Genomic DNA, 25,187 nt, shown 5'->3' with positions numbered 1-25,187 from the left:
GAGGCGATGAAGTTTGTGCTGGCGAGCTACGGAACCCGGGGCGATATCGAGCCCTCCGTCGTCGTGGCTCGTGAGTTGCAGCGCAGGGGACACGACGTGGTCATGGCCGTGCCGCCCGACCTGATGAGCTTTACGGAGTCGGCGGGGCTGGAGACGGTTTCCTACGGGTTGGATACCAAGACCTGGCTCGACGTGTATCGCAATTTCTGGACGTTCTTCTTCCACACCTTCTGGAAGGTGCGGGAGATTCGGAGGATGTGGCGTCAGATGTGGGAGCTCAGCGATGAGTGCTGGGCGCAGATGAACACCACGCTGATGTCCGCGGCCGAGGGTGCCGATGTGTTGTTCGCAGGGCAGAGCTATCAGGAGCCGGCCGCGAATGTCGCTGAATATCATGACATTCCATTGGTCACGCTGCACCACATCCCGATGCGGCCCAATGGTCAGCTCGTCACCATCCTGCCGTCCCGATTGGGGCGCACGGCGATGACGGCCTTCGATTGGCTGGCCTGGCGCCTGAACAAGAAGGTGGAAGACGCGCAGCGGCGCGAACTCCGCCTGCCGAAGGCGTCCGCACCGTCGCCACAGCGGATCGCGCAGCGCGGATCGCTGGAAATCCAGGGCTATGACGCGGTGTGTTTTCCCGGGCTGGCGGCAGAGTGGAAGAAATGGAACGGTTTGCGGCCGTTTGTTGGTTCGCTGACCATGGCGTTGACCGCCGAGGCTGATGAGGATGTCGCGTCGTGGATCGCGTCGGGAACGCCGCCGATCTTCTTCGGCTTCGGCAGCATGCCGGTGGAATCTCCCACTGCCGCACTCGAAATGATTGGCTCCGCGTGTGCGGAGCTGGGTGAGCGGGCCTTGGTGGGCGCCGGATGGACCGATTTCAGCGATGCGCAGCTTCCCGATCACGTGAAGGTGGTGGGAGCGGTCAACTATGCGACGGTTTTTCCGGCCTGCCGGGCGGTCGTGCATCACGGTGGCTCGGGCACCACCGCGGCAAGTCTGCGTGCGGGGGTCCCCACGTTGATCTTGTCGATGGATGCCAATCAAACGCTCTGGGGTGGCCAGATCAAGAAGCTGAAAGTGGGTACCACGCGGCGTTTTTCGACCACTACTCGCGGATCTCTGGTCGCGGACCTGCGGCGGATTCTTGCTCCGGACTACGTCGACCGGGCTCGAGAGCTCGCGGAAGGAATGACCAAACCCGGTGAAAGTGCCGTAGCTGCAGCCGATGCCATGGAGCAGTTCGCACGCGCGCGGTGTTCCGCGTGAGCGGGAGCGGCGACACGCGGCCGGCGAGAGGTTCGACACTCGGCCAGGTGTTCGACCCGCGAAACAATGCGTTGAACGCATGGCGATTGATCCTGGCGGTGAGCGTCATATTCTGGCATTCCTGGCCGCTCACCGGTCGCACGATCACCTACCGGCCCTTTGAGCAACTCATCGAGCAGGTGGGCGTTGACGGCTTTTTTGCGGTATCGGGATTCCTCATCACCGCGAGCTGGTTGCGCAAGCCCAAGCTTCGAGACTTCGCCGTTGCCCGCGGCCTTCGCATTTTCCCGGGGCTGTGGGTGTGCCTACTGATCATTGCGTTCGTCATCGCCCCCGTCAGCGTTCTCATCCAGGGCGGTTCGGTCGCGGATTTGTTCGCCTCGCACAAGCCGATCGAGTACGTCCTCAACAATGGTCTGCTGAACGTGTACTACGCCGGCGTCGACGGCACACCGCGAGGTGTCCCGTGGCCGGGAGTGTGGAACGGATCGATCTGGACGCTTGTCTTCGAGATGATCTGCTACATCGCGGTGGCAGTGCTGGGTGTCGCGGGGTTACTCAAGCGGCGATGGGTCGTTCCGGCGGCGTTTGTGTTTTTTCTCTGTGCGACGGCATATCTCTCGTATCCGGTCTTCGCCGCGACATCCATCCCGCAGATGGTGGCCCGATTCGCCGTGATGTTCGCGGCGGGGGCCCTGCTGAATCAGTACAAGGACGTCATCCTTGCGCGGTGGTCGCTTGTTGCGCTCAGCGTCGTCCTCGTGCTGGCCTCTGGACTGCTTGAGAACTATCGGGATATCGCGGCGCTGCCCTTGGCCTATGCGGTCATCGTGTCGGGCTCGCTCATTCACAATCCACGATTGAATCTACGAAACGACCTGTCGTACGGCACGTATATTTATGCCTACCCCATACAGCAGCTGCTGGTCATCTTGGGCCTAGGTAGCCTGAATATATTGCTGTTCTTCGCTATTGCGACTGCGGCCACCGTGCCGCTGGCGGCCTTCAGTTGGTTCGTGGTGGAAAAGCATGCGATCTCACTGAAGTCTCGGCTGACTCGCAAGAAGACTGCAGCGGTAGACGAGTCGCCACCGATACCTGTCGATCGTGATGCGGTGTGACGACAAGAACTGGCATCGATCAGCTTGTGAGCCATAACTATTCGATCAGATTGAATCGATTCGCTACGCGCCTTTCTCGTCTCGGTACCGACGGCGGATGCTATCGTTTCCGCTGTGGCAGATGAGCTATCGCTCCGTACCCGTATCCAGCTGTGGGCGGTTCGCAAGGAGTATTGGCTTGCGCGCACGCTCCTACCCAAAGTCTATTCGAACGATGCGCTGATCTGTTTCAACAGTCATGCGTTCCTTGATGATCCGGACTTTCAGCGTGCATATCAACGCGGTGTTCGTGCCCTGGGTGGAACGGACTGGTACCAGTGGCACTGGCGGGTGCATGTCGGGCTCTGGGCGGCGGCCAGTGCCAACAAGGTGAAGGGCGACTTCGTCGAGTGCGGAGTCAGCTACGGATTCTTGAGCAGCGCGATCATGGAGTACCTCGATTGGGATCAGCTGGGTAAGACGTTCTACCTACTCGACACTTTCGCCGGTCTCGATCCGCGCTTCGTCAGCGCGGGTGAACGCAGCGCCGGCGCACTCGAAAAGAGCGACAAGCTTGTGAAAAATGGCATGTACGTGAGCTCGGTGGACAGTGTCAAGGCGAACTTCGCGCAATGGAAGAATCAGCGCGTCATCGCCGGGGCCGTACCCGAGACGCTGGCTGAAGTCGACACCGATGCTGTGGCGTTTCTCCATATCGATATGAACTGTGCTCCACCAGAAGTGGAGACGCTGCGGTACTTTTGGCCGCGATTGTCGCCAGGGGCGTTCGTGCTACTGGACGACTACGCAAACCGTGGCCGCGATGAGCAGCGCATCGCCATGGATGAGGTGGCAGGCGAATTGGGTGTAAGTGTCGTCGCTCTGCCCACAGGGCAGGGTCTGATCATCAAGCCACCGCAGTAGCGGCCAATTCCTCACTGGGTCTTCCGGCGGGCGGCGCGTTCGAAGATGTCGGCGGCCTGGGACACGCTTTCTTCGGGGCTGGTCATTGCGGTGGCAAGCTCGCGGGCCGCCACTGCGTACTCCGGGGCTAGGATCCGGCGCAAGTCAGCGACCAGTGTTTTCCGATTAGTTGCCGAGAAACGGCGGGCGGCACCGACTTTCAATCTGCCGAGTTGGTTTCCCCAGTACGGCTGATCGGCCGTGCTCCACAGGATCAGGGTGGGGACGCCGGCCCGCAGGCTCGCGGCCGTGGTGCCTGAGCCGCCGTGATGAACGACGGCTCGACTGGCCGCGAAGACCGCAGAATAGTTGACGGCGCCGGCAACCTTCACGTGGTCGGGGTGGCTGATATCGCCGAAATTGGTGCCTCCGGCGCAGACCAGCGCCCGCTCGTTCAGTTCCGCGCATGCGGAACCAATCATCTCGATCGTCTCGGCGGGAGATTCGAGCGGAATGCTGCCGGTCGCAAAGCAGATCGGCGGCGTTCCCGCGGCGATCCAGGACGCGACGTCGTCGTCGGCCTCGGTGGAGAGCCCCATCGTGAGCGCTCCGACGAAGGGCCGCTTGCCATTCCATTTCGACCATTCATCGGCCAGTCCGGGGACCGAAACTGCGTCGTAGGCCTGGATTTCGACGGCTCCTCCGCGTGCGATTCGATGTGGTGAGGGTCCGGTTGCTTTGGGCAGGCCGAGCTCGCGCCGCTGTGCATCCTCTGCGTCTTTCGTAGCGCGCCAGAGCAGCCATTCGGACAGCATGCCGCCCGATCGTACGAGCGGTGCCGGCAGCATGGGAAGCAGTTGTCCATTGGGTCGCATCGGGAAGTGGTGCAGCATCACCAGCGGGATGTCGAAGTACTCGGCGACGTTGGCGGCCGATTGTTCGAAGTTGAGACCCGTCGACAGCAGATCGGCTCCTTGCGCCACGGAGGCGAGCGTCGCGCTGGTGGCACTCCAGTACCGGGCGATCGGTGCCCACAGTTCACGTAGCGTACCGACAGGATTGCGTACCAACTGACTCCAGAAGTTTCGGAGGAACTCGTCTTGCAGAAAATCCTGCAATTCCGGGCCATAAGGAACCACAGTCAGCCCAGCCGATTCCGCGAAGGTAATGAGATCCGGGGGGACGGCTAGGCAAACATCGTGCCCTCTTCGGGTCAGCTCGCATCCGACGCTGACCGACGGTTCGACATCGCCGCGAGTTCCGTAGCACGCCAGCGCAAACTTCATTCCGTTCCTGGCCCTTCAGTTGTTGTTGCGTTGGTGGACCTGAACACCGAGTCATTATCTCTGGTTCTCCAACTGTCGCAAGGCAGTTCGGAGTTAGATAAGCCAGTCTGAAACTCAGAACTCTGCCATAATTCGCCTATGGTGCGCAGTCATCCGGTTCGGAAGTCGCGAGATTGGGTTATCTTCAAGCTGAACGCGCAGTTCACTCAGGGGGTGCAGAAGTTCATCTACCGGCATGCCACCCGTAAGCTCGAAACAGAGAACGTCGTATTCCTCAATTACGGCTACGAAGAGGATCCGGCAATGGATGTCCCGTTGTCGGCTTCCGATGAGCCCGACCGGTATTCCATTCAGCTCTACCACAGCACCGCCACTCAGGCGGAGCTAGACGGTAGGCGGGTGCTGGAGGTTGGTTGTGGCCATGGCGGTGGCGCCTCGTACCTCGTACGTACCTTGCATCCGACCTCCTATACGGGGCTAGACCTCAACCCGGCCGGGATCGAGTACTGCCGCAGGCGGCACAATCTGCCGGGCCTGGAGTTCACGCATGGAGACGCGCAGAACCTGCCATTCACCGATCAGTCCTTCGATGCGGTGATCAACATCGAGTCGTCCCACCTATACCCCCAATTTTCGGTGTTCCTCACGGAGGTGGCACGTGTGCTCCGCCCCGGGGGGCATTTTCTCTACGCAGACGCGCGAAGTGCTCAGGATGTCGCCGGTTGGAAGGTGGCGCTCGCGAACGCGCCGTTGCGAATGGTGTCCGAGCGAGGGATCAATGTCGAGGTCCGACGGGGAATGGAGAAGAACCTGGAGCGGTGGCGGTACGTGATCGATCGCGCCACGCCCACAATCCTGCGCGGCGTGATCCGTAGATTTGCGCCGGCCCAGCGTGCCTACGAGGACCTGCGGAGCGGAGGGGCGGTGGAGTACCGGATGTACAGCTTCACCAAGGCGTAATCGGTGCGGCAGATTCCTCTTCCGACAAGGAATTTCATCGTTTGTGAGTTCCGTGGTGTGGGTATAGTCGAATTATGAACGTCGTCGAGTCGATAGAGCGCGGGCTGGACTGGCTCGCGACGCCCAGGCAGTTACCCGGGCGTCTGGAGATGGAGACTCGACGGGGCAGGCGTCTGGAGCTTGAGGTCGTGTCCGTCGCGATTAGGCTGCCGATCCTCAATGGCGCCGTGGTGCGGCTCCCGGTGTTTGTCATGCTGATGCCGGCTGGATCGTCTCCCATCGAGGGAACTCATGCTCGCCCCGAACAGCAGGATGACTAATCTAGTTTCGTAACGCTGCGGCACGTATCAATCATTCGTCAGATACGTTCCTTTGAGTCTCGCCTTCTCGGAGGTCGTGGCCTTCATGTCCGCAGGGCTTTCGGGATGTTCCGCACGCTTCTGTCGATGTGCGCCGAGCGATGCTGTGAAGGTGCTGTGCTCCGTCCAATGGATGCAGGTATGGACGATCTTCGCAGCGACCGTTACGTTATGGGCGGCGCGCTCATAACATTGTTTTTCGTGGAATTCGTTGTGACGCCGACAGATGCCGCTGAGGTGGTCAAACGACTTCGGATATCTACGGTATTTCTTATAGATGAGAACTTAATTCGTAGTGGTTTGTTACCACATTTACTTCCGGGCCTTGACTGTTCCCCCGCTCTGTGTTGCTAGCGAGGCTTCGGTGTCATCGATTTCGGGATGAATCCTAATTCAGGTTGTCGTGAGTTCATTCTGAGCGCACTTGGGTGTAACACACGTGCTGTGGCGCGCAATGCAACGGAATGGATCGATTTGTTATCTGAACTCGATAAACCTCTCGACGTTGAAGTTTCGGCTACTTCTTCAATCTACTTGATTAAGATCTGCGGTCGACTTCGATATTAGGTAACGGGCGTATCCAGTATTGGTGACATAGTTTGCTGTAGAGCGCGGGTTGGCGCGGAAACCTGATTGCTCTCGCGCGTGGCGTTACGCTCGGCTTACGTGGCGTGCTCAGACTTGGTATACTCATGTGCGCGATCTTCGCAACAGATAGATATTTCTATAACCGTATTTGACCTGGATTAATACGTCCATACTGATATTTTGGCTAATTAGTTGCGGCGGCGAACCGTGATGTGTCAAAGTTGCGAAGATTAGAACTTTGTGAAACCCGCTACGCCGCTATAAATTCAGCCGTATGTTTGCGATGTCCACCGAAGCAACCTGGAGAAAGCGTGAGCATTAATCCGTTCGATGATGACAAGGGAAGCTTTTTCGTCTTGGTCAACGACGAGGAGCAGCACAGCCTATGGCCGGCTTTCGCCGATGTGCCTGATGGCTGGCGGGTTGTATTCGGTGAAGCGGACCGTGCGGCCTGCCTGGAGTACATCGAACAAAACTGGACCGATATCCGGCCGAAGAGCCTGCGTGAGAGATTGGCGCAGGGTGGGGGTCTTGGGCGCTGAACCTTCGGAGAGGGGGTAGGCGAATGTTGGAGTCTGAGGACGGGGCATTATCGCTTTCGCGCGGACAATTGGATATCTGGCTTTCACAGGAAAGCGGTCTTGTCGGTGCGGAGTGGCAGCTTGGCCTGTTGGTTCGAATCGAAGGAAAAGTAGAACGAGTTCTACTTGAGCAGGCCGTCCGTCAGGCAATCTGTGAAGCTGAACCTGCGCGGGCTGCCTTCCTTGAGGTCAATGGTCAGGTCGTTCAGAGGGCAATTGACCATTCGGCGCTCGTCTTGGCCTTCCACGACGTGCGCGATTCAGAAGATCCTGTCGGGCACGCTCGCCAGATCGCCTCGTCGATCCAACGCACACTGATGCCGTTGACCGGTCAACTGCTGAAATTCGCGTTGATCCGGACTGCGGACGATGAGTACTACATGTTCGGGCTGTGCCACCACATCAACCTGGACGGCTTGGGTATGGCGATCGTGAGCCGCCGGATCGCGTCGATCTACTCCGCACTGGTCGCGGGGGATCCGATTCCCGACGCCTACTTCGGCACCCTGCAGGACCTGGTCGATCTGGAGACAGAGTATGAAGCGTCCGCCGACTACATAGAGGATCGAAACTACTGGAGTCGCAACCTTCCGCCGGACAGTGGCCTCGATCCTCGTCCGCCGCATGCCCATGAGGGCCATGAGGGCTACACACCGTCCGCGTCAGTTCAGATCGATGACGCGGTAGTCGGCGAAATCAAAGACTTGACAAAGGCTTTGCGTGTGCGCCGGTACTCGGTTATCACCGCGGCCTGCGCGTTGTTGGTGCGCGGGTGGTCCACGAGCGGGTCGGAGGTGGCGCTTGACTTTCCGGTTAGCCGACGTGTGCGCCCCGAGTCAAAGATGCTCCCGGGCATGCTGGCCGGCGTGGTGCCGCTGGTGCTCAGCGCTCCGCCGGAATCCACGGTCGCCGAATTCTGCCAGCACGTTGATGTACGCATTCGCGAGCTGCTGAAGCATCAACGGTTCCCGGCGCATGTTCTCGACGGCGGTGAATTCGGTCTTCGGGGCCCTCGGCAGGCGGGAAATCGCGTCGCCATCAACTTCATACCCATGAGACTCACCTTGGACCTCGCCGGTGTGCCCGCCACTGCGAGCTACACCAATCACGGCCCCATGGGGCACTTCGGACTCTTCTTTATCGGAGCCAGTGACCAACTACTTCTGAGCACCTCGGGCGACGGACTGCCGTTCTCGAAATTTGGAGTGCCGAATCTGGCGGAGCGGTTGCAGCGGCTCCTATCGGAGATGGCGGCCGACCCGGATCGACGCCTTTCTTCACTGAATTCCTTGGTCGACGATGAGCTCGCGCGCTTGGTTGGCGTCGGCAACACGGCGATTCTCGCTGGGCCGGTCGTTAAGCGCGTATCCATTCCCGAACTGTTTGCCTCCCAGGTAGCCGCCGATCATGATGCTGCGGCGCTGACCTTCGGTGAGCGCACCCTGACGTACCGCGAGCTCGACGCGGCCGCCGACGGTCTGGCGCGTCGGCTTGTATCGCACGGAGTGGGCCCGGGCGACCGTGTCGTCCTGCTTTCGGATCGCTCTGCTCAGGCTGTTATCGGAATACTGGCGACATTGAAGGTCGGGGCGGCATACCTGCCGATCGACCCGGCGGTACCGGCTTCGCGGCTGGAGTTCATCCTGGGTGATGCGGCGCCTGTCGCCGCGATCACGACCGCGGGGCTCCGGGCGCGGCTAGACGGTTTCGATCTCGCCATCATCGACCTCGATCCCCCCGCTGCCGATACTCAACTCGATACGGTGTCGGCGGCTCCATCGCCCGGCCCCACCCCAGATGACATCGCGTACATCATCTACACCTCGGGCACCACTGGAGCCCCCAAAGGTGTTGCCGTCACACACCACAATGTCACTCAGTTGATGTCGACGCTCGATGCCGGCCTGCCAAGCCCAGGGGTATGGCCGCTATGCCATTCTCTGGCGTTCGATGTTTCGGTATGGGAGATCTGGGGCGCATTGCTCCGCGGTGGCCGACTGGTGGTGGTACCCGAATCGATCACAGGCTCACCTGCGGACTTCCACGATGTGCTGGTCGCCGAACAGGTCACCGTGCTGACACAGACTCCGTCGGCTGTGGCGATGTTGTCTCCCGAAGGTCTGGAGTCCACGGCGCTTGCCGTGGTGGGTGAGGCGTGCCCTCCCGCGGTCGTCGAGCGGTGGGCTCCCGGCCGGGTGATGATCAACGCTTACGGACCGACCGAGACCACGATGTGCGTGGCGATCAGTGCCCCGCTGGCAGCGGGGTCGCCGGATTCTGTGGTTCCCATTGGCACGCCGGTACCCGGCGCGGCGCTTTTCGTGTTGGACACCTGGATGCAACCGGTGCCGGCCGGGGTCGTCGGGGAACTGTATGTGGCCGGCGAGGGCGTCGCCTGTGGATACATCGGTCGCTCCGACCTGACGGCCTCGCGCTTCGTGGCGTGCCCGTTCGGACAGCCCGGTACCCGTATGTACCGCACCGGAGACCTGGTGTCGTGGGGTGCAGACGGACAGTTGCAGTATCTGGGCCGAGCCGATGAGCAGGTCAAGATCCGCGGGTACCGCATTGAACTTGGTGAAGTCCAAGCCGCGCTGGGTGCGCTCGATGGGGTGGACCAGGCGGCAGTGATTGTCCGCGAGGACCGGCCCGGAGACAAACGCCTCGTGAGCTATGTCACGGGGACCGTTGATCCCGCCGAAGTGCGTAGCACCTTGGCGAAACGTCTTCCGCCCTACATGGTTCCGGCGGCGGTGGTGGTGCTTGAGGCGTTACCGCTGACCTCCAACAACAAACTGGACACTCGCGCGTTGCCGACTCCCGAATACGGCGGCCTGGGTGCCGACTACCGGGCGCCTAGCACTGCCGTCGAGGAAATCCTGGTCGGTGTCTATGCCCAGGTGCTCGGTCTTGATCGTGTCGGAGTCGACGACTCCTTCTTTGATCTGGGCGGCGACAGCATCCTGTCGATGCAGGTGGTCGCCCGTGCCCGGGCGGCGGGTGTGTTGTGCCGCCCACGTGATGTCTTCATTGAGCAGACCGTGTCGCGGCTGGCCGCGGTCGTCGAAATCTCCGGCGGTGAAGCCGATGTGGTGGACGAAGGCCTCGGACCCGTGGACGCAACGCCCATCATGCGCTGGCTGCACAGCGTGCAGGGTTCGGCGGGCGCGGTCGACGAGTTCAATCAGACACTCGTGGTTCAGGCACCCTCGGGCGTATCCGAGGACGACGTGGTTGTCGTGTTGCAGGCTTTGCTGGATCGGCATGCCGCGCTGCGGCTGCGCGCCACGGACAATGACGGCGAGTGGTCGCTGCGCGTCCCGGAAACGGGGGCGGTAACTGCCCGGGATTGCCTACATGTTGTCGATGCCTTGTCGGATGACGCGTTGGTGGCGGCCCGTTCTCGGCTGAATGTGGCGACCGGATCGATGGTGAGCGCGCTGTGGATTCGCGGTACAGAACAGTTGGCGCTGGTGATTCACCACCTGGCTGTCGACGGGGTGTCCTGGCGAATTCTGTTGGAAGACTTGAATATCGCGTGGGCACAGCATCACAGTGGAGCGGAGGTGGCGCTGCCGATCGGTGGGACATCCTTCGCCCGCTGGTCTTCGCTGCTGGCCGAACACGCGCGGTCCGCGGATGTGGTGGAGCAGGCCGACGCTTGGAAGCAAGTGCTGACGACACCTGCACGGGTGTCCGCGGTCCAGCCTGCCACCGACACGTACGCCAATGCCGGACGGCTATCCCTGTCATTGGATATCGAGACCACGAGGCAACTTCTCGGCGAGGTGCCTGCGGCGTTTCACGCTGGGGTGCAAGACATTCTGCTGATCGCCTTCGGCCTTGCCTGGAACGAGTTCCTGGGCACCGGGGGAGCGCCGATCGCATTCGATATCGAGGGCCACGGGCGGCAGGAGGAAATCGGCGAAGCTGTGCATCGCCGTATCGACCTGTCGCGCACCGTCGGGTGGTTCACCACCAAGTACCCGGCGTCATTGGCGGTGGGCGAACTGTCGTGGCGGCAGGTGACAGCGGGTGAGGCTGCCCTCGGTCAGGTGGTCAAGGCGGCCAAGGAACAGCTGCGTGCCTTGCCCGACGGACTGAGCTATGGTTTGCTGCGTTACCTGAACTCCGATGTCGACCTGGCGAGTCCGGAGCCGACGATCGGCTTCAACTATCTTGGGCGCCTGGGTGCGGGAGCGGCCGACCTCTCCGAGGATTTCTGGCGGATAAGCCAAGAAAGTTTGTCGATGACCGATGTGGCTGCGGCGATTTCGATGCCGCTGGCCCACTCGGTGGAGCTCAATGCCGGGATTCTCGAGACAAGTTCGGACACCGGGTTGGGTCCCGAGCTTCGGGCCAACTGGGCTTGGGCGCCTTCAGCTTTGGATGATACCCAGGTTGATCGGTTGAGTCAGTTGTGGTTCGAAGCTCTGGACGGGATATGCGCTCACGTGCGTTCGGGGGGAGGCGGTTTGACGCCATCCGATCTGGCGCCCGCACTCCTGACCCAGCCGCAGATCGATGCGCTGGTGCAGCAGTACAAGATCACCGATGTGCTCCCGCTTACGCCGCTACAGCAGGGGCTGCTGTTCCAGGCCGGATTTGCCGAGGCCGCCGGGGATTCGGTGGGCGACGACGTGTACGCGGTTCAATTGGGGCTCACCGTGACAGGGCCCCTCGACGCGGCTCGCTTGCGTACCGCGGTGTACACGGTGGTACGACGCCATCCGAATCTGGCCGCCCTCTTCAGCGAGGAGTACGGGGAGCCCGTACAGATCATTGCCGCAGATCCTGTCATCGCTTGGCAGCATGTTGAATTGGTCGGCGATATCGATGAGCAGGTTGAGCAGCTGTGTGCGGCAGAGCGCGCGGCGGCCTGCCGGATTTTCACCGAGCCGGTCTTCCGTGCGACGCTCATCTCCGGACTCGGTGGTCCTGCGGAGAACCGGCACCGGCTCGTCCTGACGGCTCACCACATCGTGATCGATGGTTGGTCGCTACCCATCTTGCTGCAAGAGATCTTCGCTGCCTACTACGGGCAGCGTCTACCTTCAGCCACTCCGTACCGGAACTTCGTCACCTGGTTGGCCGGGCAGGATCGCGTTGCGGCGCAATCGGCATGGGGTGCTGCTCTCGAGGGATTCGAGACCCCCACGCTGGTCGGCTCGCTGGCCACGGCAGGTCGCCGGGGCGTCGAGTCCTATCGGGTATCGGAGCACATCACCCGCTCGCTCTCTGAGCTGGCCCGTGCGCAGCGCACCACAGTCAACACGGTGCTCCAGGCCGCGTGGGCGCAAGTGCTGACCTGGCTGACCGGCCACCATGATGTGGCATTCGGCACCGCGGTGTCGGGGCGCCCCGTCGACCTGGCCGGGGCCGACTCGATGGTTGGCCTGTTGATCAACACGGTGCCGGTGCGCGCAAACATCACCGCGGCCACCACCGTCGCGGATCTGCTCGACCAGTTGCAGCGCACTCACAACGACACCGTCGAGCATGAGCACTTGGCGCTCAACGAGATTCACCACGCGGTCGGTCTCGACAGACTTTTCGACACGCTATTCGTGTACGAGAACTATCCGATCGACGTCGGCGCGCAGCTGGGTGTGCAAGAGCTGGTCATCACCGACTTCAGTAGCCGCGAATACAACCATTACCCGCTCTCGGTCGTGGCCATGCCTGGACACGAACTGGGCCTGCGTGTCGAATTCGATACCGATGTCTTCGAATTGGCGGCGATCGAGATTATCGTCGACAGGTTGCGACAGGTGTTGACGGCCATGATTGCCGACCCTGCCACACGGTTGTCTTCTATCGATCTACTCGATGCCGGCGAACACGATCGGTTGGACACGTGGGGTAACCGCGCGGTGCTGACCCGGCCCGAGCTGACGTTGAGCTCCATCCCGGCGCTCTTCGCCGCACAGGTTGCGCGCGCACCGGAGGCAGTCGCGATCACCTGTGGTGAACGTTCCTGGACCTATGGGGAATTGGATGCGACCGCCAACAGATTGGCGAACCATTTGCTCACCCGTGGTGCACGCCCGGGTGAGCGGGTGGCACTGCTGCTTCCTCGCACCGGCGAGGCGATCGCGGCAATTCTGGCCGTGCTCAAGACCGGCGCGGCGTACCTGCCGATCGACCCCGCACACCCCGACTCTCGGGTGGAGTTCGTGCTGCGGGACGCGGCACCGGTTGCCGCTGTCACCACGGCCGAGCTACTGCCGCGGCTCGGCGCATCCGGGGTATCCGCGATTGACATCAACGATCCGGCCGTAGATCAGCAGCCCGACACCGCATTACCCGTCCCCGCGGTGGACGACATCGCCTACATCATCTACACCTCGGGAACCACCGGCGCTCCAAAGGGTGTGGCGGTTACCCACCGCAACGTCGCCCAGTTGTTGAAATCGCTTGATGCAGAGCTGGATTTGGGTCAGGTCTGGACACAATGCCACTCCCTGGCCTTCGACTACTCCGTGTGGGAAATCTGGGGTGCTCTGCTGTACGGCGGGCGGCTACTCATCGTGCCCGATGCGGTGGTGCGCTCTCCGGAAGAACTGCACGCCATGCTGGTCAGTGAAGAAGTTAGCGTCCTGAGTCAGACTCCTTCGGCCTTCTACGCGTTGCAAACCGCGGATGCGCTGCAACCCGAAGTGGGGCAGCAGCTCAAGCTGCAGACGGTGGTCTTCGGCGGAGAGGCACTGGAACCGCAGCGTCTCTCGCCATGGTTCGACAGTCACCCGGGGCTGCCGCGGATGATCAACATGTACGGCATCACCGAGACGACAGTGCACGCCTCCTTCCGGGAGATCGGCAGCGGTGACGTTGTCAGCAATAGCAGCCCGATTGGCGTGCCGTTGGAGCATCTCGCCTTCTTCGTGTTGGACGGTTGGCTGCGCCAGGTGCCGGTAGGCGTCGTCGGCGAGTTGTATGTGGCGGGGTCCGGCCAGGCGAGCGGGTACCTGGGACGTTCGGACCTGACGACAACACGTTTCGTCGCATGCCCATTCGGGGCGCCCGGATCGCGGATGTACCGCACCGGAGACCTGGTGCAGTGGGGCGAGGACGGCCAGCTGCGGTATGTGGGACGTGCCGACAAACAGGTGAAGATCCGCGGCTACCGCATCGAACTCGGAGAGGTACACGCGGCACTGGCCCGTCTGGACGGCGTGGATCAAGCGGCGGTGATCGCACGTGAGGACCGGCCCGGCGATAAGCGGTTGGTGGGCTACGTCACCGAATCGATCGCAGGGACTTTGGATCCCGCGGCGGTGCGCTCCGTGCTGGCCGAGCGGCTACCCGCGTATATGGTCCCCGCGGCCGTTGTGGTGTTGGCGGCCTTGCCGTTGACGGTCAACGGCAAGCTCGACACACGCGCGCTGCCCTCACCCGAGTACCAGGACGCCGATCATTACCGGGCGCCCGAGGATGCGGTCGAGGAAATCTTGGCCGGTATCTACGCGCAGGTGCTTGGCGTAGAACAGATCGGTATCGACGATTCTTTCTTCGACCTTGGCGGGGATAGCATTTCGTCGATGCAGGTGGTGGCCCGTGCGCGCGCTGCCGGCCTGTTGCTGCGGCCACGCGACATCTTCGTCGAGCAGACCGTATCGCGGCTGGCGCAGGTGGCGGTGTTCGCCGACGGAGCGACGGCAGTCGTGGACGAGGGCACAGGTCCGGTGGTGGCCACGCCGATCATCCAATGGCTGCATGGGCTTGGCGGCAAGGTCGATGAGTTCAATCAGACCGTGGTGCTGCAAGCTCCCGCGGGAGTCACCGATGACGATGTGGTCATCGTGTTGCAGGCTTTGTTGGATCGGCATGCCACCCTGAGGCTTCGCGCCGAAGACACCGGTGATGATTGGTCGCTTCTGGTCCCGGAGACGGGGGCGGTAGACGCGCGCGATTGCCTGCTTGCCGTGGATGCGTTGACGGACGAGGCGCTGTATCAGGTGCGTTCGAGACTGAACCCCGCTACCGGTTCGATGCTGAGCGCGCTGTGGGAGCGCGGCAACAGTCGTCTGGTGCTCATCATTCACCACCTGTCGGTGGATGCGGTGTCGTGGCGAATTCTGTTAGAAGACTGCAATATTGCGTGGGCGCAGCACCACGGCGGACAACCGGTGGAACTGCCGTCGGGCGGAACATCATTTGCCCGATGGGCGACGCTGCTCGACCAGCACGCGCGCTCTGCCGACGTGGTGGCGTTGGCAGACACGTGGCGCGAGGTAGAGGCGATCCCGGCCGCGTTGCCGCCGGCACACCCCACGATGGATACCTATGTCAGTGCGGGACAGCTGTCGGTATCGCTGGACGCCGACCTCACCCGGGAGTTGCTGGGTGAGGTGCCCGCCGCATATCACGCTGGGGTCCAGGACATCTTGCTGATCGCTTTCGCCTTGGCGTGGAACGAGTTTCTCGGTTCCAGCGGTGCGCCGATCGGAATCGACGTGGAGGGCCACGGCCGCAACGAAGAATTGGGCGGGACTCTCGAGCGAGACATTGACCTTTCTCGCACCGTCGGCTGGTTCACCAGCAAGTACCCAGTATCTTTGGCGGTGGGTGAACTGGCGTGGGGACAGGTGGTTGCCGGTGATTCCGCGCTGGCTCCCATCATCAAGGGCGCCAAGGAACAACTGCGCGCCCTGCCCGACGGACTCACGTACGGGCTGCTGCGGTACCTGAACCCCGATATCGACGTCGCGGGACCGGATCCGGCGATCGGATTCAACTACCTGGGACGACTTGGTGCCGGTGGTGCCGATCTCTCCGAGGATCTGTGGCGGATCGACCAGGATGGGGTGTCGATCACCGCCGCGGCCACATCGGTGCCAACACCGTTGGGTCACACCGTCGAGCTCAATGCCGGTGTGATGGAAGGCGCCGGGTCCGACTCCGGTCGGTTGCATGCGACGTGGACATGGGCGCTATCGGCGTTGAGCCACGATCAGGTCGACAGGATCAGCCGGCTCTGGTTCGACGCGCTCGCCGGGATCTGCTCCCATGTGCGCACCGGTGGTGGCGGGCTCACTCCGTCCGATATCGTTCCGGCGCGTCTGAGCCAGCGACAGATCGACCAGTTGCATGAGAAATATCAGATCGCCGATGTCCTGCCGCTGACTCCGCTGCAGCAGGGGCTGCTTTTCCACTCCAATCTGGCACCTGATGCCATGGAGGGCGGCGACGACCTGTATGCGGTGCAGCTCGATGTGGCCTTGAGCGGTCCGCTGGATCCGAAGCGGCTCGAGGAGGCGGTGCACACCGCGATCAAACGTCGCCCGAATGTCGTTGCCACGTTCTATGAGGAGTTCGGCCAGCCGGTACAGCTCATTCCGGCCGATCCCGAACTGGCATGGCAGTACATCGAGCTTGACGCGGACGGTGGCGCTGATATCGAGCGGCTTTCCGCCGCGGAGCGGGCCGCGGTCTGCGATTTGGCCGGGCAACCCGCGTTCCGGGCGGCGCTGGCCAGGACCGGGGAGGACCAGTACCGGTTCCTGGTCACCAATCACCACATCGTGCTCGACGGGTGGTCAAAGCCGATCCTGCTGCAGGAGATCTTCGCGAGCTACTTCGGCGAACGCCTGCCGGCGCCGGTGGCCTATCGCAGGTTTGTCACCTGGCTTTCCGGACAGGACAACAGCGCCGCGGGCTCGGCCTGGGGCAAGGTCTTCGAAGGTTTCGAGACCCCGACCCTGGTCGCACCGCCGGGTCGAATGATGCTGGGCCGGAGAGGGGTTGAGTCCTTCGAGGTGTCCGCCGAGACCACGCAGGCACTCGGCGAGCTCGCTCGTTCCTGCCGCACCACGGTCAGCACGGTGCTGCAAGCCGCGTGGGCTCAGCTGCTGATGTGGCTGACCGGCCAGACCGATGTCGCCTTCGGCACCGCGGTGTCGGGCAGGCCCACCGACCTCGTCGGGGCGGAATCGATGGTGGGTCTGTTGATCAACACGGTGCCGGTGCGCGCGACCATCACCTCGGCCACCACCATCGCCGACCTGCTGGACCAGCTGCAGGGTGCCTACGGCGACACACTGGAGCATCAGCACCTGGCGCTCAACGAGATTCATCGTGCCGTCGGGCATGATCAGCTGTTCGACACCATGTTCGTCTACGAGAACTACCCGATCGACACGGCTGCGCTATCGCGTGTGCACGAGTTGTCTATCACCGGGTTCAGTAATCGTGAGTACAACCATTACCCGCTCGCGGTGCAAGCCACACCGGGCCACGAGCTGGGGCTTCGCGTGGAATTTGACACCGACGTCTTCAACGCTGTCCGAATTGGAAAGTTGGTCAAGAGGTTCCAGCGTGTGCTGGAGGCGATGACATCCGATGTCAAAGGGAAGAAGAAGGAGCCCTCATGAGCGCCGATCCCACCCGGACTTTGTTGTCGATGGATCTTCTCGACGACGACGATCACGACCGACTCGACGAGTGGGGTAACCGGGCGGTGCTCACCGAGCCGACCGCCGAACCCGTCTCGATCCCGGTGCTGTTCGCAGTCCAGGTGGAGCGCGCGCCGGAGACCGTCGCGCTGGTGTGCAGGGACAGGTCGTGGACCTATCGCGAACTGGATCTGGTCACCAACCGTATTGCCCACCTGCTGACGGGTAATGGAGCTGGCCCGGGAGAGGTTGTGGGGCTGCTGGTTCCGCGCTCGGGCGAGGCGATCATCGGGCTTTTGGCAGTGCTCAAGACCGGGGCCGCCTATCTGCCGATCGACGCCGCCCATCCCGACGAGCGCATCAAGTTCATGGTGTCGGATGCGGGACCAGTAGCGATTCTCACCATGGCCGACTTGAGCTCGCGATTCGACGGACTCAATGTGCGGGTGACCGAAATCGACGATCCCCTCATCGATGGCCAGCCCAGTTCCGCGCTCTCCGCACCGGAACCCGATGACCTCGCGTACATGACCTATACCTCGGGCACGACCGGTGTCCCCAAGGCAGTTGCGGTCACCCACCACAACGTCACGCAGTTGGTGGACGCGGTGCGCGCCGATCTGCCGGCCGGCCCCGGCCATGTGTGGTCGCAATGGCATTCGTTGGTCTTTGACGTTTCGGTGTGGGAGATCTGGGGCGCGCTGCTGCACGGTGGCCGCCTGGTGGTGGTGCCCGAGTCGATCGCGTCTTCACCGGACGAACTTCACGACCTGTTGATCAGCGAGAAGGTCAGCGTCCTGTGTCAAACCCCTTCGGCGGCAGGCATGTTATCGCCCGAACGGCTGGAGTCGACGACGCTCATCGTCGCCGGTGAGGCCTGCCCGACAGAATTGGTGGATCGGTGGGCCACCAGTGGGCGAACGATGATCAACGCCTACGGTCCGACCGAGGCCACGATCTACGCGGCGATGAGTGGACCGCTGAGGCCAGGTTCGGATGTGGCACCGATCGGTTCACCGGTACCCGGAGCCGCGCTGTTCGTTTTGGACAAGTGGCTGCGGCCAGCACCTGAAGGCGTTGTGGGCGAGCTTTATGTCGCCGGTAACGGGGTCGCCCCCGGCTATGCGCACCGATCCGGGTTGACCGCATCGCGGTTCCTCGCTTGCCCGTTCGGTGGGCCAGGCTCGCGGATGTACCGCACCGGCGATCTGGTGCAGTGGGGTGAGGACGGCCAGCTGCAGTACCTGGGCCGCGCGGACGAGCAGGTGAAGATTCGCGGGTATCGCATCGAACTGGGTGAGATTCAGGCCGCACTGGCGCGCCTGGACGGCGTGGAGCAGGCGGTGGTCATCGCCCGCGAGGACCGCCCCGGCGACAAGCGCCTCGTCGGCTACATCATGGGAAGCGCCGATCCGGTTGAAGCCCGCACCGCGCTCGCGGAAAGGCTTCCGGCGTACATGGTTCCGGCGGCGGTGGTGGTGCTGGAGACACTGCCGTTGACGGTGAACGGGAAGCTGGACAAGCGCGCCCTGCCCGCACCTGAATACCGCAGTGTCGGTACGGACTACCGCGCACCGTCCGGACCGGTGGAGAAGATCCTGGCCGATATCTACGCCCAGGTTCTCGGCGTGGATCGCGTAGGTGTCGACGAGTCGTTCTTCGATCTCGGCGGCGACAGCATTCTGTCGATGCAGGTGGTGTCGCGTGCGCGGGCGGCTGGGGTGTTGTGCCGGCCACGTGACATCTTCGTCGAGCAGACCGTCAGCGGGGTAGCGGCGGTGGCCTCCCTCTCGGACGGCCAGGCCGGTGTCGTCGACGAGGGCATCGGCCCCCTGTCGGCCACCCCGATCATGCACTGGCTGCACGGCGTGCAAGGTCCCACCGACCAGTTCAATCAGACCATCGTTCTGCAGGCCCCTGCCGGGGTGGCGGAGGACGATGTCGTCGTCGTGCTGCAGGCGCTGCTCGACCGGCACGCCACCCTGCGGTTGCGCGCCGAGGACGACGGCGCCTCCGACACCGGGGTATGGTCCCTGACCGTCCCGGAGAAGGGTGCGGTGAACGCTCGTGATTGCCTGCGTGTCGCGGAGACCTTGTCGGACGCGGAGCTGGTGGCGGCCCGTGCTCAGCTTAATCCGGCCGCGGGATCCGAGCTGAGCGCGGTGTGGGTCCCCGACACCCGGCAGTTGGCCCTGATGATCCATCACCTGGCGGTCGATGGCGTGTCATGGCGAATTCTCTTGGAAGATTTGAATATTGCCTGGGCGCAGCACCATAGCGGGCAGCCGGTGGAGTTGCCGACGGGAGGGACCTCGTTCGCTCGTTGGGCCTCGCTGCTCGACGAACACGCGCGTTCCGCCGAGGTGGTCGCAACGGCCGATGCCTGGCGAGAGGTGACAGCGGTTCCTGCGGCACTGCCCGCAGTGCTCCCCGGGCTGGACACCTATGCGACGGCCAATACGCTCTCGGTGTCTCTCGATGCCGAGACCACCCGGGAGCTCCTGAGTGAGGTCCCCGCGGCGTTTCACGCTGGGGTACAAGACATTCTGCTGATCGCGTTCGGATTGGCCTGGAACGAGTTCCTGGATTCCAACGTGGCGTCGGTCGGCATTGGTGTCGAGGGTCATGGGCGCCACGAAGAGCTGGCGGACGATATCGACTTGTCGCGCACCGTCGGCTGGTTCACCACCAAGTACCCGGTGGCGTTGAGTGTCGGTGGGCTGTCCTGGCAGGAAGTGTCCGGTGGGGCCGCCGAATTGGGGCCAATTATCAAGGGCGCCAAGGAACAATTGCGCGCGCTTCCCGATCCGTTGACCTACGGACTGCTGCGCTACCTGAACCGCGACGTAGACCTGGCGGTGGCGGAACCGGTTATCGGATTCAACTACCTCGGTCGTCTCGGCGCCGGCGCGGCGGATCTCACCGACGAGCTCTGGCGGATCAACGAGGACAGCCTGACCTCAATCAGCGTGGCTTCTTCGGTGTCGATGCCGCTGATGTACACGGTGGATCTCAATGCCGGAATCGTGGAGGGTGGACTCGGCGAAGAGTCTGGCGCTCATCTGCGGGCCGGCTGGACCTGGGCACCCTCGTCGGTCACCGAGCCGCAGGTGCAGCGGCTGAGTCAGCTGTGGTTCGAGGCCCTCGCCGGGATCTGCGCGTATGTCCGCAGTGGTGGCGGCGGGTTGACCCCGTCCGATATCGCTCCCGCACAGTTGAGTCAAGATCAGATCGATCAGTTGCACGAGCAGCACAGCATCGTTGACGTGCTCCCGCTGACACCCATTCAGCAGGGTCTGCTCTTCCACACCACGTTCGCACGCGCGGCCGGGGTACTGGACGACGACGCCGCGGGAGTCGACTTCTACGCGGTGCAGCTCGATATCACGGTGACCGGTCTCGTCGACCAGCTCAGGCTCCGCGACGCGGTTCACGCTGTCGTGCGCCGGCATCCCAATCTGGCTGCCCGGTTCTGCACGCAGTTCGGCGATCCGGTACAGGTGATTCTTGCCGAACCGGTGATCGCATGGCGATACCTCGACCTTCGTGGGGACGATCTGACTCCCGACGAGGAGATTCAGCAGCTCTGCGCTGCCGAGCGTGCCGCGGTCTGTGACCTGGCCGATCGACCGACGTTGCGCGCGGCGCTGATTCGCACCGAGGGGAACAAACACCGGTTCGTGCTGACGTTCCACCACGTCGTGATTGACGGCTGGTCGTTGCCGATCCTGTTGCAGGAGATCTTCGCGAGTTACTTCGGTCAGCGGCTTCCCGCGCCATCGGCGTACCGCAACTTCGTCGGCTGGTTGGCGGAACAGGATCAAGACGCCGCACGGGCGGCCTGGCGTGAGGTGCTGGCCGGTTTCGACACTCCGACTCTCGTCGCTCCGCCGGCACCCCCGGGCGCCAGGGGCGTCGAGTCCTATCGGGTGTCGGCCAAGACTACGCAGGCCCTTGCCGATCTCGCGCGATCGCAGCACACCACGATCAGCACGGTGTTGCAGGCGGCGTGGGCACAGCTGCTCATGGTGGTGACCGGACAAGATGACGTCGCATTCGGTACGGCGGTTTCGGGGCGGCCCGCAGAGCTCGCCGGGTCCGATTCCATTGTGGGTCTGCTCATCAACACGGTGCCGGTGCGGGCACGCGCCACTGCGGCCACCACGGTCGCCGAGTTGTTGGGGCAGCTGCAGAGTGCCCATAACGACACCATCGAGCACGAGCATCTGGCACTGAACGAGATCCACCACATCGTGGGCCACGAGCAGCTGTTCGACACGCTCTTCCTGTACGAGAGCTACCCCATTGACACCAGCGCCTTCACCGGTGTGCAGGAGCTGGCTATCACCGAGTTCGTCACCCGCGAGTACAACCACTACCCGCTGTCGGTGATGGCGCTACCGGGTCATGAGCTGGGTATTCGCGTCGAGTTCGATACCGACAAGTTCGATACGGCCGGTATCGACGCCGTGTTCGAGCGGTTCGAACGGGTGCTGACGTCGATGGTTGCCGATGCCTCGCAACGACTCTCGTCGCTCGATGTGCTGAAGACCAGTGAGCACAAGCAGCTCGATGGCTGGGGCAATCGCAAGGTACTGGCGCGGGGACCGGAGCCGGTGTTGTCCATTCCGGAATCGTTCGCCGAGCAGGTCAACCGTGCCCCCGAGGCGGTGGCGCTGACCTTCGAGGGCCGCTCCACGACCTACGGCGAGCTGGATGAGGCCGCCACGCGGCTGGCGAATCTACTGGCGATCTACGGCGCCGGTCCGGGTGAGTCGGTGGCGCTGTTGATGCCCCGCTCCGACGATGCGATTGTGGCGATCCTCGCGATTCTCAAGACCGGGGCGTCGTACCTGCCGATCGATCCGTCGGTGCCGGACACGCGGCTGGAGTTCATGCTGTCCGATGCGGTGCCCATCGCGGCCGTCACGACCGCCGAGCTGCGCGCGCGGTTCGACGGGTCCGGAGTCTCGGTCGTCCAGTTCGACGATGCCGAAGACGACCCCACGGGTGCCATCTACGGCCACGTGCCGTTGCTCACTCCGGCACCCGACGACGTTGCGTACACGATTTACACCTCGGGAACGACGGGTGTCCCCAAGGGCGTGGCCATCGCGCACGGCAACGTGACTCAAGCACTGAAGTTCCCGCTCACCCATATGCCCACGGGGCCGGGCGAGGTGTGGACGCAGGCGGGGTCGCTGGTCTTCGACATCACCGTATGGGAGATCTTTGGGGCGCTGCTGCACGGTGGCCGACTGGTCATCGTTCCCGATTCGGTCGTTCGGTCGCCGGATGATTTCCGCGCTCTGCTGATCCGTGAAAAGGTCACCGTTTTGTTCCAGACCCCGTCGGCGGTGGGAATGCTGTCGCCGGAGGGACTGGACGGTATGACGTTGGTCGTCGCCGGTGAAGCCTGCCCCACCGACGTGGTGGATAAGTGGGCGCCCGGACGGGTGATGATCAACGGTTACGGTCCGACGGAGACGACGATCTATGCCACGTTTGGTGAGTTGATCGCCGGATCGGGTGTGGTGCCGATCGGTGTTCCGGTTCCCGACGCCGCGTTGTTCGTGTTGGACCGGTGGCTGCGACCGGTCCCACCGGGTGTGGTCGGCGAGTTGTATGTGGCTGGACTTGGTGTCGGCCTCGGTTATGTGGGCCGCTCAGCGCTGACCGCCTCACGGTTCACTGCGTGCCCGTTCGGGGAGCCGGGAGCGCGTATGTATCGCACCGGGGACTTGGTGCGCTGGGTCGTCAACGGTCAGCTCGAATACCTCGGCCGCGCCGATGAGCAGGTCAAGATTCGCGGCTTCCGCATCGAGCTCGGTGAGATTCAGGCAGCCCTCGCCGACCTGGACGGGGTGGCGCAGGCGGCGGTGATCGCCCGCGAGGACCGCCCCGGCGACAAGCGCCTGGTCGGGTATTTCATCGGCACCGGTGAGCCCGCCGAACTGCGCAGTTCCTTGGCCAAGCGACTGCCGCCGTACATGGTGCCGGCTGCGCTGGTCAAGCTGGAGGCGTTGCCGCTGACGGTCAACGGCAAGCTCGATAAGCGTGCCCTCCCCGTGCCCGAGTACGACGACGCAGCCCGCTACCGCGCTCCGGCCAATGCGGTGGAGGAGACACTCGCCGGCATCTACGCGCAGGTACTGGGCGTAGAGCGGGTCGGGACCGACGATTCGTTCTTTGATCTGGGTGGAGACTCGATCTCCGCGATGCGGGTGGTTGCCGCGATCAACACCTCGCTCGATGCTCAGCTGGCGGTGAGAACCCTCTTTGAGGCGCCGTCGGTGCGAAGCCTGAGCGCGTACCTGGACGGTGCGGCAGGCTCCTGGACCAACGGACCGACCTATGCATCCGTGCATGGACCCGGTGCCTCCGAGGTAAGGGCCAGTGACCTTAAGCTGGACAAGTTCATCGATGAGGCGACGCTGCAGGCGGCTCCGGCGCTGCCGCCCGCCAATGCGCGTCCGCGGACGGTGCTGCTGACCGGAGCGACCGGTTTCCTGGGGCGCTACCTCGTGCTGCAATGGCTCAAGGAGCTGGAACAGGTCGACGGCACGCTGATCTGCCTGGTGCGTGCCAAGTCCGACGAAGAGGCCCGACGCCGTCTCGACAGGACCTTCGACAGCGGCGATGCGGAATTGATCCGGGTCTACGAAGCGCTCGCCGCTGACCGGTTGCAGGTAATCGCTGGTGACAAGGCTGAACCCGGCCTCGGTCTGGATAAAGTGACCTGGCAGCGGCTGGCCGACACCGTCGACCTGATCGTCGATTCCGCAGCGCTTGTCAATAGCGTTCTGCCCTACAGCGAGCTGTTTGGACCCAACGTGGTCGGCACGGCGGAACTGATCCGGTTCGCGTTGACCACGAAACTCAAGCCGTACACGTTCGTCTCGACGGCCGACGTCGGGCGAGAGATCGAGAAGTCGACCTTCGTCGAGGATGCCGATATCCGGCACATTAGTGCCATTCGGCCTTCCGATGGGAGTTATGCGAACGGCTATGGCAACAGCAAGTGGGCCGGCGAGGTGCTACTCCGCGAGGCCCACGAGCAGGTTGGTTTGCCGGTCACGGTGTTCCGTTCGGGCATGATCATGGTCGGCACCAGTTACGCGGGCCAAGTGAATGCCTCCGACACGGTCGCCCGAATGGTGCTGAGCATTGTCGCCACCGGAGTCGCGCCCCATTCCGTGTACCGACTCACCGACGACGGGAATCGTCAGCGCGCGCACTTCGACGGGCTACCCGTGGAATTCGTTGCCGAGGCGATTACCAGGCTCGGAGGCCAGGCGGCCGGCACATCCACCGGATCGTTCACGGGATTCGAGACCTATCACGTGATGAATCCGCATGACGACGGCATTGGAATCGACGAGTACGTCGATTGGCTGATAGAGGCCGGCCACCCGATTGAACGCATCAGCGATTTCAGTGAGTGGGTGACGCGCTTCGAGTCCGGTCTGCACGAATTGCCAGATCATCAGCGCCAAGGCTCCGTGTTGCAGATGCTGAAGATCTTGCAGGATCACGGTTGGGACGGGAAGCCGCCGGAACCCTCGCGGGGGTCGATGGCTCCGGCCGACCGATTCCAGGCCGCGGTGCGAGAGGCCAAGATTGGTTCCGGTCACGATATTCCACAAGTCTCGGCGCCGATCATCGCTAAATATGCGAGTGACTTGCGATTGCAAGGATTGCTTTAGCGGGCGAGGAATGGTCGGGGTCGCAACGCAAGCTG

9 protein-coding genes are annotated in these 25,187 nt (G+C 62.9%); 8 read left to right on the top strand and 1 reads right to left on the bottom strand.

What is annotated here, in order from left to right; all coding sequences use genetic code 11:
* Window positions 1-6: 6 nt before the first annotated feature.
* From B4383_RS07050 to B4383_RS07040, 3 genes are all read left to right on the top strand, one after another.
* Complete coding sequence (locus B4383_RS07050) at window positions 7-1,275, top strand: glycosyltransferase (protein WP_078290304.1); 1,269 nt, start codon at window positions 7-9, stop codon at window positions 1,273-1,275.
* On the top strand, window positions 1,272-2,396 hold the full coding sequence (locus B4383_RS07045) for an acyltransferase (protein ID WP_078290381.1): 1,125 nt from the start codon (window positions 1,272-1,274) through the stop codon (window positions 2,394-2,396). Before B4383_RS07050 ends, B4383_RS07045 begins: the two co-directional genes overlap by 4 nt.
* Window positions 2,397-2,510: 114 nt before the next feature.
* Entirely contained in the window at window positions 2,511-3,299 is a 789-nt protein-coding gene (locus B4383_RS07040) for a TylF/MycF/NovP-related O-methyltransferase (RefSeq protein ID WP_078290305.1), read from the top strand.
* An 11-nt stretch (window positions 3,300-3,310) separates the two neighbouring features.
* On the opposite strand, the gene B4383_RS07035 is transcribed toward B4383_RS07040, so the two are convergent.
* The gene (locus B4383_RS07035; protein WP_078290306.1) at window positions 3,311-4,564 is read right to left on the bottom strand and encodes a glycosyltransferase; all 1,254 of its coding nucleotides are present in this window, start codon (window positions 4,562-4,564) and stop codon (window positions 3,311-3,313) included.
* 180 nt (window positions 4,565-4,744) lie between these two features.
* On the opposite strand from B4383_RS07035, the gene mtf2 reads away from it, so the two are divergent.
* The 5 genes from mtf2 (at window position 4,745) to B4383_RS07005 (ending at window position 25,152) form a co-directional block, all read left to right on the top strand.
* Window positions 4,745-5,524 (top strand): fatty-acid O-methyltransferase Mtf2, encoded by a 780-nt coding sequence (mtf2, locus tag B4383_RS07030; protein ID WP_078290382.1) that lies wholly within the window; start codon window positions 4,745-4,747, stop codon window positions 5,522-5,524.
* Window positions 5,525-5,598: 74 nt separating this feature from the next.
* Window positions 5,599-5,844: a hypothetical protein gene (locus tag B4383_RS07025; RefSeq protein ID WP_078290307.1), complete on the top strand. Its 246-nt coding sequence runs from the start codon at window positions 5,599-5,601 to the stop codon at window positions 5,842-5,844.
* Between the two features lie 938 nt (window positions 5,845-6,782).
* Entirely contained in the window at window positions 6,783-7,013 is a 231-nt protein-coding gene (locus B4383_RS07015; RefSeq protein WP_005062145.1) for an MbtH family protein, read from the top strand.
* Between the two features lie 23 nt (window positions 7,014-7,036).
* A complete protein-coding gene (locus tag B4383_RS07010) occupies window positions 7,037-17,425 on the top strand; it encodes a non-ribosomal peptide synthetase (protein WP_078290308.1) in 10,389 nt (3,462 codons plus the stop codon).
* Window positions 17,422-25,152 (top strand): non-ribosomal peptide synthetase, encoded by a 7,731-nt coding sequence (locus tag B4383_RS07005; RefSeq protein ID WP_078290309.1) that lies wholly within the window; start codon window positions 17,422-17,424, stop codon window positions 25,150-25,152. The genes B4383_RS07010 and B4383_RS07005 overlap by 4 nt, the downstream gene beginning before the upstream one ends.
* Window positions 25,153-25,187: the final 35 nt, after the last annotated feature.

Origin of the sequence: Mycobacterium sp. D16R24 (assembly GCF_002013385.1) — a bacterium.
Classification (GTDB): Bacteria; Actinomycetota; Actinomycetes; order Mycobacteriales; family Mycobacteriaceae; genus Mycobacterium.
Note: the sequence above shows the minus strand (reverse complement) of the source record. Positions and strands in the feature narration are given on the sequence as shown.